The following is an 11891-nucleotide window of genomic DNA, read 5'->3' on the forward strand; positions in this document are numbered from 1 at the left end:
ATTCCGTTCGGCCGGGGGTCGCGGATGCAGACCTTCGAGTGCGACCGTGACCACACTATCGAGGGGAAAGACTTGCGCATCACCATGAAACTCGTTGCTACCGTTGGAGCCGCGCTTCTGGCGGCGGGATTGGCTGTTCCTGCTCATGCCGCAGAATCCGAGCCTGACCTGCTGGCTGCCATCGCTGCGGCAGCCCCGGAGGTATTGACCGGCGTCGCGGACGCTTCGGTTGACCTTTCTGATAGGTCAGCAGTCGAAGCAAGCACCTCCGAAGCCTCCGCGATCCTTCCAACTAAGGCGGCCGACGGAGTGACACTGACCGATTCTGGAGGCACCGAGATCACTGTGGGTTTGCCGAACGCCACGAATGCGGAGAATGCCATCGCCGAGGCAGATGGGATCGTGTCTTACGACAACAACGACGGCTCGACAACCGTCCCCGTGCTGAAAGAGGATGCCTCGGTGCAGATCACTACCGTGATTGACGGTGCCCACGCGCCGACCCGCTACGCCTACCCGCTGCAGGTACCCGCGGACGCGACGGTCACCCTGGACCCGGCGAGCGGCGCTGTCGTGATCGTCGACGCAGAAGGCAAATTCCTCGCTGGAGTGGCGTCAGCTTGGGCAAAGGACGCGAACGGCACCGACATCGCTACGCATTACGAGCTCGACGGGACCACCCTCACCCAGGTGGTTGAACACGCAGAAGGTAGCGCATACCCGATTGTCGCCGATCCGTGGCTCGGCATCGCCCTGGTCGACCGCACGAAATGGTCTGGTAAAACGCTGCAGGTCTATCCGTCATCCTGGGCACGAGTGAACCCGTGGGCTAGCGCCGGTGTGGCCGCACGGTGGGCGGGGTGGGACGAAGTCCTCAACAAGACACCGGGGAGCCGGGAGAACACCCCGTCTATGCGAGACCAGTACTACTGCCACTTCGACTTCGTTCGATTCCGCGCACCCAACAAGGTGAGCTGGAACCTCGACCTCGGCCGACCTGCGTACGACTACTGGACGCTGATCCAAAGGCAGTGCAACTGATGCGTGCCCTCGCCGGCGGGGCGGCTATCGCCTCTGCAGCCGGGGTACTCACAGCCGTTGGCACACTCATTTACCTCGGGATAATCCTCGGAGACCGCGGCCTTACAGCTGACGCCAACGGAACATCGGGCTACACCACAGCCACCGAGACCACCTTGCTCATCGGTAGCTTTATCGCGATCCCACTCCTGGGCGTTCTCGGAGCGACAAGCCTGGTGTTCTGGATCGCCCGGTACCGGGCCGACCGAACCAGCAACTCGAGTACAACGCCCTAAACCAGGGCTGACGTCAACGCGCAAGCTCGGAGCAACTCACAGGGCCCCGGCCAGTTGGCCGAGGCCCTGTCTGCTGCAAGCGATCGCCGTCGGCAGCACCCGTCCATGCGCTTGATCGGAAGAGGTTGCCCAACAGGCCGACGATCAAGTCGTCCCCACTCTGCCCCCGCTGATTGGCCTGCCGGACCCCTGGACAACAATTCTGCGAACCCGGTCGCCTACGGCACGATTGAGACGGCACGGGCCGGGCATGCAGCACAGCGACCGTTCGCAGACGTGCTCAACGACGCCGTCGCGGCGCTCACCGAGGCTGGACGGTGGCGCCGCCCGCGCCTGCAGCAGACACCCACCGGCAAGGTCGAGCCACATCCGACTGAGACTGACCCTGCTGACTGGGCTGAGTTCGTCACCCTGGCCCTCGCCGGCGCTGCGGCGAATCTCGGCGCAATCGATGAGGCGCTGGCCGGTCGACCAGGATCCTGGGAAGCGGCGAAGATGGCAGAGCTGCTCGAGGCGACCGTCGGTCCTGACCAAGCCGAGCTATGGCAGCACCGCACCGAACCACTGCAACTGGTCGTCGACGTCGACGACCTCCTCTCCCACCGAACTGACGCCAGGTCCCAGTACGACGACGCGGAACACAGCATCGCGAACAGCAGCTCGCGGTAGAGCAGGCAGACCCCTACCCCGACGAAGCCACATGCGGGTGGAGCTACAAGGTCACCGGCCCGAATCAGCTCACGGCCGTCGACCCAGCAGCGCCCGAATGGTCATGGGACACCTGGCGTACCCTCACCGACAATGACAACGCCAATCTCGTCGAGAGATCGATCCACGACGGTGACACCTTCTTCACCTCGCTCTTCATCCCCGACTCCCCCGCCTCCGCAGTCGGGTACTACTCGTCTCATCGACGAACGTGACGCCCGGATCGGTTTGTTCTACAAGCAGCTCCGACTGCTCGAAGCACAGAAGCAGCAGGAATGGGACACCTACGCAGTAGCGCTCACCCAATCGATCGAGACCGCAGCACGCTCCATCCAGGGCCTGCGCGTTCCCATCGAGGTCGCAATCACCACGAACACGGATTCGATCGTCACTGCACATCAGAAGCTTGAGCCGCTCGCCGAGCAGCTCCTCGACGCCGCCGTAACCGCAACCCCCTCCCCTGCCGACCTACCCGGAACGCCACTAGAACGCATCGCCGCAAAGGCTCAGTAACTCGGCGGCGTGTCCCTTCACGGCTCGCCTCACGTCGTCCAGTAACGCGTGGCAGTGGCGTTCTGCTTACAACGGGACGCCCGACTCATCCCATCCTCGGAACAACGCTGGTGTTCGCGCTGACCATCTTGGCCCCAGACGTCGGAGTCGGTCGCTAGACATGAGGCATACGTCTCGAACGATGCCGCCTCGAGACCTGATAGCCGATTCGCGCGCGATCGCCATCGGGGTCTCAATCGGCAGACCGACTCTTGACCACGGTTCGAAGCTCGTAGTCCCATGACTACACGACACGTTCAGCTCAGACCAAGGGACGCACTACCAGCGACAATTCAGATCCACACCCCGCCAGGTGGCGTGATTCACAGGGTCTGCCGGCGGATACCCGAGACAACCCAACATCGAAAGGCTAGATCCGAATCAACAACAGATCCCGCAACGAAATGAGAATCAAATGAAGAACAACCGGCAACCGACACGTGCGATCTCGCTGTCCCTGAGCGCCCTCCTGCTCGTGGGCACCTCGACACTTGCCGCTCAGAGCGCACAGGCGGCGCCGGCGCCATCAGTGTCCACCGCCGCATCAGCACCGATCACCTAATCCCTGCAATCGCGCGGTCCGATTGTTGTGAAGTTCTTCTGGTCCAGCATCATGAGAATCTTCATCACGTTCTCTAAACACGCCGTGACGCAGATGTCCGCCCGCGGCGTCTCCGCGGCCACGGTTCAGCAGATTTTGAATTTTGGACAGGTGATCTCCCGCCACAACGGCATCACTTCTATCCGGTCGGGGCAAATCACAGTGCGGGTCAACACGAATACCGGTAACGTGATCACGGTGATCAGGTCTTCCGGAGGTGGTGGTCGATGAAACTGAGCTACGACCCTGAAGCGGATGCAGCCTACGTTCAGGTTGCGCCTCATATCGAGCCCGGCGCAGTAGTGAGGTCAGAGGAGACCAGCTACCTTGATTGCCATATCGCGGTGGACTACGACAGCGACGACCGCGTCCTCGGTATTGAGATCTTAAGCGCCTCCACCCTATTTACGCCCACAGCACTCGATGTGGCCGGAAGCGAATAGCCTCATGTTGCACGGACAGTGACACGTGATCCACCTCTCCTGGAATTCACCGGACCTCCCGAACGCCTTCCGGCGAGCTTTTGCCTGACGCCTCAGGAGCTATCGGGGACCGTGAGCATGAAGTCTCTAGCGGCTCGCGAAGAAAGTTCACGTTCACGCAAGGGAGGTATTCACGGGGGGCTGAAACTGGATGCGGATTTCGATCCCGCTAGCTGCCGCCACGGCGAGACGATGCCCGACTACCTCCACCCCCGGCTCCGCCCGATCCTGCGGGAAACCCGCGGCGTGGTGGTGTTCCACGAGCAGGTCATGCGCATCATCGACGAACTCACCGGCACAGGCCTCGGCACCGCCGACGTCCTCCGCCGGCAACTCGCCGACCCAGGCCGGCTCGACGGCATCGAATCGTGTTCTTCACCATTTCGGGACTGCAGTATCGCGCTCAGGAGGACCAGGGCTGGAACCTGGCTACACCCCGGCCCCCATCGTGCTCGGCATCGACATCGGACTCTGGGCATTGGGTATCGGCCTGACAGTGTTCGTCGTCGCGGGGACACTCACCCTAGCCAGACGACGAACACGCCCAAGCACCACACCATCACCATCCGAGGATTGACCTCGCCAAGCACGTCACACAACCACAGCCGCGCCCCGAACCAACACAGCCGGGGCGCAGCTGCGACACCACCACACGGGTGACCGCGAGGGACCACGCAGTCGACGGGAGTGCTGCGGGGCAGCCTGGCGTCACTTCGCGCGCGGGCAAACATGACAGCTCTCGACTGGACACGGCAGGTGTCGTGGTTGAGCCCGATGGGACGCTCTCGGCCGATCCTGCGGCGTCGGCACCTCAGCCGGAAGGTTCCGCGGGTACGCCGGCAGCGCCGGCTGGCTTCACTGCAAGACTTGCTTCCGCGCCGACGAACCGTGTCGTGCCGCGCACTGGGACGTACGATGTGAGTCACGCTTCGTCGGGCCGCCTACGAGAAGATCGTCAACAAGCACAACCTGACCACCGCGGTCGTGAAGCGCGTCACGACGTCCTACTCCTCGCGTCTCGGCGCCGGATCCGCGACCGCGTTCAACTGCTTCCTGGAGGCCAGGCAGTTCACCTGCAACATGCTGACCTGCTGGGTGAGCCCGTGTGGGTGCAGTCGACGGTGGACTACCGTGCAATCACCCGTGGCACCTTCGGCGTCGTCACAACGTACTGTCAAGGAGTGACGCTGGCTGTGCCTCAACTGGGTCAAGAACGCCCTCAACGTCTAGGACGGCGCCATGCATCCAATACGCGTTCATAACGCGTTCCTCGTCGAGCTCGCGCGCCTCGAGCAAGCGCAGCTCGATGACAGGATCCTCTGCACCAGGATCGACTTCACGGACGCTTCCGCCCTCCTGACGAACAGCGGCGGGCGCGTAGCCGCGCCCCTGGGGCGGATGCCGAGGCTCTGGCACGGCTGTTACAGCCGCTCCTCGGGCCACTCGACGCCCCGTCAGAACAGGGAACGCGCAACTATCCGAGCAGCGGGACGTTGGGCAGCCGGTGGGCGGAACTGCACTACGACCTCGGCCGTTCCGACTTTCTCATCCAACTCGACTCCGCGGCTGAGACAAGCTATCAGAGCCTGGAACTCGGTGATCGAACCGCGGTCCTGACCTTGAGACGGCCCTCCGAGAGCCTCGTGGTCGAGATGAACATCGACGGCTACCCGGTCCACGCTGCCTCCGAGATCGGTGAAGCCATCGACCGCGACGGCCAGCCCTAATCACCCACTTATCGGCCGGCGCGGATGATCTCCTCTCTCGCAAGGTCGGCAGGGTATCGAAGTCCGTCTGGGATGAACCCAGCGGCTGAAGTTGAAGTGTCGGAGGACGCAGTATATGGATCTGACGAGTAATGGGCAGGCCTGTCACCGTGCCGGGATGGAGTGTGAGCGAGACGTCATCGACTGCTGTCGTCGCGCCGAATCTCTTCGTGAGATGTTCCATTGTGATCATACGCTCACTCTAAGAATGGTCGACAGCAGGGTCATCGTGCCGGGGGACCACAGCCATACATCCGCAGCACGATTCCCACTTCGTACTTGAGTTTCTTGCAGCGTTTTCGCCAGACCACTCGGATTGAAACTCTTCCATGTAAACGCGGCTGTATCCGGGTACAGAAACACATGAGAACCCCGCATATCGCCCAGTCGACTTCGACCCACCCGGCCTCGCCCTCCCCAGAACTCGCCCTCGCTGACAACCATTGCCCCCCCCCCCCCCCATCATCAATGTGCAAAGGACAAGCTCGTGGAGTATCTAAGAGCAATCCAGCCCGTCCGAGTATCTACTCGCTCTAGCAAGAGTTCCAGACGAAGGCGGCGCGAATGCACATTCAGTCACTCCCAGAGAGCATCCCAATCCCGCGTTTCCGTTGCGGGCAGATCGTCCAGCGACCTCGAGAACCATGGACAGCGCCGCAGACTATCCACAGATCCTGTCAGGACGAGGGCGTCGGCGAAGCACCAGTAGAATTCCCGCAAGAAGCAGACTCATCGACAACGATGCGATACCGGCGATGTGCGCCATTTCTAGGCCCGTGCTCGGTAGACGCCCACCGTGCGTTCCCGTCTCGGAGGTGATTGGAGACGAGCTCGGGGCCGGGCCGTCCGCGGTGATGACGATGGTGTACTGCGCAGTGTCGGATCCTGCAGCGTCTGTCGCGCTGATGCTCAATGAGTAGGCGCCCGCGCTCGTGGGTGTTCCCGAGATCACCCCAGTGACAGGATCCAAGGACAATCCCGGTGGCAGTACTCCGCCACTGACGGCGTACACGATCGGTCCGGTACCGGTGGCGGTCACCGTGTGGTTGTATGTCGATCCGGTCTTTCCCTCACTGGGCGAACCGGAGGTGATTGCTGGACCCGTCGACGTCGGCGTCGACGGCGTTGCGCCGACGGAGATCACATAGGACGCTGCGTCTGAACCCACGATGTTCGTCGCGGTCACGGTGAACGAGAAGACGCCTGCGGCTGTCGGAGTGCCGAAGATCACGCCTGTGGCCGCGTCCATACTGAGACCTTTCGGAAGCTGGCCGCCCGAAACGTTGAATGTGATCTTCGACGGGGCTGCGTCAGCGGTGACGGCAAACATGTAGCTCTCACCGACGGTGCCATCGATTGGTGCAGCTGAGGCGATCGTTGGCGCGGCACCCAGCACCGACACACTGTTCGAGACGATCGAGGCGATATAGACAGAACTGTCCTGCGGGTTGTACGCGCCGAACAGTGGCGATCGTCCCACGGCGATCGGGGAGCCGATGACCGCACCGCTCGCGCCGTCGATGACCGAGACTGTGCTGCTGCCGGTGTTGGAGATGTACAGATCTCCGGTCGGCGGGTAGTAGATGACTCCTACTGGAGCGGTTCCGACCCCAATGGGCGAGCCGACGACGGTTTGGGTGCTCTGGTCTATGACTGAGACCGAGTTGCTGAAGGTATTGGCGACATACACGCGATCTGTCACCGGATCAATGGCGATTCCCCAGGGCGCTGTTCCCACGGCAATCGTGCCGACGACAAGACCCGATGAACCGTCAATGACTGACACGGATGCGCCGCTGTTGTTGGTGACGTAAATCCGGTTGGCGTCGAGGCTGTAGGTCACGCCGACGGGCCTCTGCCCGACGGGAATGCTCACGATGACCGATCTGGTGGTGGGGTCGATAACCGAGACGGTGTCGCTGCGCGAATTCGCGACGAACACATGCCCGGTCGCCGGATTCACCGCTAGACCGGCCGGAAACGTGCCGACGGAGATGGGTCCACCGATGATGGCCTTTGTCATGGGATCGACAACAACGACCGTGTTTTCCCGTTCGATGGCAACGTAGAAGTATCCGTTGAAGGGGTTGAAGACGATCCCGCTCGGGCTCTGGCCGACGGAGATGATCGTCTCTTCTTTGGTGGCCCCATCGATGATCGACACCGTTGCACTCGCCGAATTGGTCACGTAGACGTCACCCGTGCTGGGCTCGACTGCTGCTGCGGCGGCGCCGCGCCCCACCGGAAGTTCCGAGTACGCGACATTCGGCGCTGCCTCACCTGCCCTCGCGGTCATCGTGCCGCCAGCAACTACCATCCCCGCTGCGACGGCGAGAGCGATCACAAATCGTGCAGCCCCCGTCACAACAACATCGCGAACTGCGCTCACCGACCAGGACGATCTCCGAGCCACCGTCCCAAACTGATCAGCCATGCATCCCTCGAAATTCGATCAAAAACCCTCTGAACGGACACATATCCCACAGAGTCAGTGCAGCGAGGCCGAATGTACGAGAAACCTGAGGATCACCGCAACATCGACTGCGTGATTTCACTTGCAGGCGTTTCAGTCCTGACAAGGTTGGACAAACACCCGGCCTCGCCCCAATGCTCATCATCCGGAGTCATGACGTGCGGGCGGTCAGGTCGCCTTCGCCGACCATGATGAGCGGGTGAGTTTTGCCTTCCTAACGAACCGTACGGACGGTACCGGCGATGTCCGGGGAACCGCGATCGTTGACTTGCTCCGCTCCGTGCTCGCCCGAGCCTGAGCCCGGAACGGCTGTGACGAAACGAAGCGTTCTGAATTGCATCCAAGCCCAAGGAGCGTAAGAACGGCTATTCCCACTCCAGCCAGTCGCAAATTTCATGCACTTCTATTGAAGATCCTGTTCGAACCGTGCCGGTTCGTAGCTCGCATGCGTCCAACTCGGCCGATTACTGAGCGGTCTCCATCCGAATAGAGCCGACTCGAGCTGCAGTTCCTGTTTCCCTATCGGGAGCCACGCAACGTCCCACTCCAGCATAAACTGCACGAAGTGCTCAGTGTTCGAGATATATCGGTCGTCGGGTACGGACGCCTCCGGAGACGTCTCGACGACCACGGTCCACCAAGGCTCGACAGTATCCGGGTACACAAACACATGACGACCCTGCAGGTCGCCCCGCCGAATCCGACCCACCCGGCCCTGGCTTCCCCAGAACTCACCCTCACTGACCACCATTGCCGCCGCCTCTCATGGTCGATTTGGGAATGACACGTTCGTGGAAATGTCAGGAACACGATAGCGCGCCCGAGCGTCCGCTCCCATCATCAAACGTCGCGGACAGCGACGGCCCTCTTGGGAGGGCACGCCGGTCTACACGTCGTGATTCAGCGTAGCCAGCGCATTGGAAAGCGCCTGAAGCGCGCTCCCGCCAGCTACCTCGGCACCAGAGCTCGACTCGACGGCCGGAACGATGTCGATGAACGCGAAGCTGCCCTTGGTTCTCACTGAGATGCGGACTGCTTCCGCGTCGGGGGTGCCGACGGACTCGAGCTCTGCGGATCGGAATGAGGCAATGACTTGAGGTCCATTCGACGTCACACCCCAGAACGACAACGTGTCGGCCGAAATCACGAATGCAGCCGTGATCATCGATCGCCGCAGCCGACGAGCTCCGTCTGCGTCAAGGACGCGCAATGCGGTCGCGAGCTCCTCCCCGCCAACGACGAGTTGCGCGTGGTCGCCGGCCCGCCGACGGGTACTCAAGAACGCGCGTAACGTCGCCGCCCGCCTCCTATGGCCACGCATGACGAAGAAGAGGACAAGTGCGAACACGGCCCCAACGGCAAGCAGGAGCGCGATCAAGGCGACGATCGCGTCGACAGAGGCGCCCGCGAACGTCACCGCGAAGGAGATCACGATCGCTACGCCACTTGCGACCACGACAGCCACGGTCATGATTCGGAAGAAGCGTGCGGTAAATAGCACCGGCTTCGCCGCTTGCACCCGGTCCCCAGTTGCTCGAGCGTCGAGAACGCGACCCTCTCGCACGGCTGCGACGCGTTCGCGCCACAGCTTCCGCGTCAACGCGGCTTCGCCGGGCAGACGAATGATCGCCCCGGTCCGGGGATCAAGTTGCGGTACATCTGGATGCACGACGGACAGAGTCGTGTAACCCGCGCTCAGCTCCTCGGCTTCGCGACGCTTGAACGGAATCGGGGCAAAATGCCCAATGAACATGAGCACGAGGACTGCCATGGCTCCACCCATGAGGCCGTTGAAGCACATCCAGAGTCCGGCTGCGACTTCAACGAACGTGGAGAACGCTATTCCAAGCCCGACATGACGCAGACTTCTGGCGGACCAGCCCGCTACGCGGACGCCACCCCACTTACCAGTCATCAGTGATTACCTGTCCCTCAGTTTTGAACAGTCAAACGCGGCACACGAAGCGCCGGAGTATGTCGTAAACCTTTAGCCCGCAAGCACTTGTGTGCGAGTTGCATGATCTCACTCGAGTCAGCGGGGCAAGCGAAGGGTCAGCGTGAACGCGTCGGTTTCCATTGACGCAGTGAGCACGCCGTCGAGTATCTCAGCACGCTCTCGCAGCCCCATGAGCCCATGCCCGCCAGGGAGATTATCGACGTCGGTAAGAGGGAGGACGAGCTCGTTTCGAATGGAAACCAGAATCTCAGTTCCGGTGGCAACTGCACGAATCGATGCGTGTGCTCCTGGAGCGTGTTTGCGGACGTTCGTGAGACCCTCCTGAACGGTGCGATAGACAGCACGTTGAACCGGCAAGGGGAGATCCTTGGGCAGATCCAGCTCCGCTTCTCCTGGCGTCCCGCTGTTTGCGATGAGATCGGGCAGGTCCGCAACTGTCGGCTGGGGTGTGATGAGCTGTGAGGAGTCCTCGGCTCGGAGCAGACTGACCATCGCTCGGAGTTCGTCCAGCGTACGGACCGCCAGCAACCGAATGTTCTTGAGAGAGTGGCGGGTCGGCCCATCAGCGGTGCTGACTTGGAGGGCGCCGGCTTGGACGGCGATGAGGCTCACCTGGTGGGAGACGACGTCATGCATTTCCCGCGCGATGTTCACGCGTTCTTCCCGCAGGAGCTCCATCGCGAGAAGTTGTCGTTCACTTTCGCGGGACGCGTGGAGATCGGCTAGCCGAGCGGCAAGTTCAGCCCTGGTGCGGATCAGAATGCCGAGAGCAACGGGCCCTCCTGCATACAGGAGAGCGTATGCCAACGCAAGGATCGTGTACTGCGGTAGTGGCAAGCCTCGCCACGGCGCTGCAGCGATGGCGAAGACGACGAGGCCGGCAAGCACAAGGGCCGACCGGCGTTGTTCTCGACAGGCCACCGAATACAAGGCGATGAGGCCAGCGAAGGCTGCCAGGCCGAGCGCGAACGCTGGTGCTGCGAGGAGCAGCGAGATCCATGGCCAGCGGTGTCGCACGAGCAGTCCGCCCACCGCAGCCATCGCGATCCACGACTCGATCGGTGACGCCCAGTCGAACGTCGTCAGACCTTCTGCGAATGCCACCGCCAAGAGCGCCAGATCGGCAGCGAGTGTGAGCATCTTCGAGCGTCGCATCAGCGGGGCGAGTGGCGCTCTGCGATGAGTGCCGCCTGGAGTCTGGAGGTGACTCCGAGTTTGGTGAGGATGCTGCTGACGTGGTCCTTGATGGTGGCGCTGCTGAGGTGCATCGCTTCGCCAATAGCCGCGTTGGAGGCTCCAGTATGGAGGAGCGCAAGTACTTCGCGTTCTCTCGAGGAGAGGCTGTCGACGCGCGAATCCCATCGCGTCGTCGAGCGAGTGGCTGCCAGGAGCGATCGCGAGACTTGGGGCGAGAGGACGATTCCACCTGCTGCCAGCGATCGGATCAACGCGGGTAATTGCTCCGGGTCGGTGTCCTTGACCAGAAACCCAGCCGCACCCAGGTGGAGTGCCGTGGCAATGTATTCGTCGGTGTCGAAGGTGGTCAGCACCGCGGTCGCCGGCGGCCGTGCCCACTGTTGCAGATCGCGGAGGACGTCGAGGCCGCTCCGACCAGGCATCCGGACGTCCAGAAGTACCACGTCGGGATCGGAGCGAGTGATCTCGCCGACAGCAGACACGCCGTCGGTGGATGCGACGACCTCGATGTCGGGAGTCCCGCCGAGGATGAGCTCGAAGCCACCCCGGAACAACGCTTCGTCATCGATGATCGCGACCTTGAGCACTCTCTGCCTCCAATTTTCTCCACACTAGGGCGAACGAGGAGGCGCGAGATCGCCATGGCTCAGATACCCCCGGACGGCGGGGGTGATTCCACCTCTTGTTCGATACGGGCGCTCTCGGTCTGCGTGAAGCTGGCATCGGTTCGCTCTTCAGGGCGGACGATCAGAGGAGGAGGACGGCTTGGCTCGGACGAACCGACGGGCTGCGCGAGCTCAAGGTTGCGCTACATCGCCCTACGTCGCCATCGGCTTGAT

The 11891-nt window shown here is 62.2% G+C and carries 12 protein-coding genes and 1 pseudogene; 8 read left to right on the forward strand and 5 right to left on the reverse strand.

Annotated elements, in window-relative coordinates; genetic code table 11:
• The first annotated feature begins 24 nt into the window (after positions 1 to 24).
• The 8 genes from FGL15_RS03425 (at position 25) to FGL15_RS20185 (ending at position 5386) form a co-directional block, all read left to right on the forward strand.
• Positions 25 to 1041, forward strand: a complete 1017-nt coding sequence (locus FGL15_RS03425) for a DUF2599 domain-containing protein (RefSeq protein WP_138944966.1) — start codon at positions 25 to 27, stop codon at positions 1039 to 1041.
• Positions 1041 to 1316 carry a hypothetical protein gene (locus tag FGL15_RS20180; RefSeq protein WP_079003050.1) on the forward strand — a complete coding sequence of 92 codons (276 nt, stop codon included), beginning with the start codon at positions 1041 to 1043 and terminating at the stop codon, positions 1314 to 1316. The genes FGL15_RS03425 and FGL15_RS20180 overlap by 1 nt, the downstream gene beginning before the upstream one ends.
• 276 nt (positions 1317 to 1592) lie before the next feature.
• Positions 1593 to 1985, forward strand: coding sequence for a hypothetical protein (locus FGL15_RS03430; protein ID WP_138944967.1), 393 nt, complete (start codon positions 1593 to 1595; stop codon positions 1983 to 1985).
• Between the two features lie 267 nt (positions 1986 to 2252).
• Positions 2253 to 2537, forward strand: coding sequence for a hypothetical protein (locus tag FGL15_RS03435; RefSeq protein ID WP_138944968.1), 285 nt, complete (start codon positions 2253 to 2255; stop codon positions 2535 to 2537).
• Positions 2538 to 3189: 652 nt separating this feature from the next.
• Positions 3190 to 3408, forward strand: a complete 219-nt coding sequence (locus FGL15_RS03440; protein WP_138944969.1) for a DUF4258 domain-containing protein — start codon at positions 3190 to 3192, stop codon at positions 3406 to 3408.
• Positions 3405 to 3620 carry a DUF2283 domain-containing protein gene (locus FGL15_RS03445; protein WP_079003054.1) on the forward strand — a complete coding sequence of 72 codons (216 nt, stop codon included), beginning with the start codon at positions 3405 to 3407 and terminating at the stop codon, positions 3618 to 3620. Before FGL15_RS03440 ends, FGL15_RS03445 begins: the two co-directional genes overlap by 4 nt.
• A 117-nt stretch (positions 3621 to 3737) precedes the next feature.
• Complete coding sequence (locus FGL15_RS03450) at positions 3738 to 4319, forward strand: hypothetical protein (protein WP_138947183.1); 582 nt, start codon at positions 3738 to 3740, stop codon at positions 4317 to 4319.
• Between the two features lie 833 nt (positions 4320 to 5152).
• Complete coding sequence (locus FGL15_RS20185; protein WP_168223253.1) at positions 5153 to 5386, forward strand: hypothetical protein; 234 nt, start codon at positions 5153 to 5155, stop codon at positions 5384 to 5386.
• A 139-nt stretch (positions 5387 to 5525) separates the two neighbouring features.
• Here FGL15_RS20185 and FGL15_RS20725 read toward each other — a convergent pair.
• From FGL15_RS20725 to FGL15_RS03475, 5 genes and pseudogenes are all read right to left on the reverse strand, one after another.
• Positions 5526 to 5618 (reverse strand): annotated as a pseudogene (locus tag FGL15_RS20725) (ABC transporter ATP-binding protein); the annotation flags it as partial.
• Positions 5619 to 6086: 468 nt separating this feature from the next.
• The gene (locus tag FGL15_RS03460) at positions 6087 to 7814 is read right to left on the reverse strand and encodes a putative Ig domain-containing protein (protein WP_168223298.1); all 1728 of its coding nucleotides are present in this window, start codon (positions 7812 to 7814) and stop codon (positions 6087 to 6089) included.
• 970 nt (positions 7815 to 8784) lie between these two features.
• Positions 8785 to 9669 (reverse strand): hypothetical protein, encoded by an 885-nt coding sequence (locus tag FGL15_RS03465; RefSeq protein ID WP_138944971.1) that lies wholly within the window; start codon positions 9667 to 9669, stop codon positions 8785 to 8787.
• Between the two features lie 261 nt (positions 9670 to 9930).
• Positions 9931 to 10995: a sensor histidine kinase gene (locus tag FGL15_RS03470; protein WP_168223299.1), complete on the reverse strand. Its 1065-nt coding sequence runs from the start codon at positions 10993 to 10995 to the stop codon at positions 9931 to 9933.
• 14 nt (positions 10996 to 11009) lie between these two features.
• Complete coding sequence (locus FGL15_RS03475) at positions 11010 to 11639, reverse strand: response regulator transcription factor (protein ID WP_079003061.1); 630 nt, start codon at positions 11637 to 11639, stop codon at positions 11010 to 11012.
• Positions 11640 to 11891: the final 252 nt, after the last annotated feature.

Origin of the sequence: Plantibacter sp. M259, from assembly GCF_006065115.1 — a bacterium.
GTDB lineage: Bacteria > Actinomycetota > Actinomycetes > Actinomycetales > Microbacteriaceae > Plantibacter > Plantibacter auratus.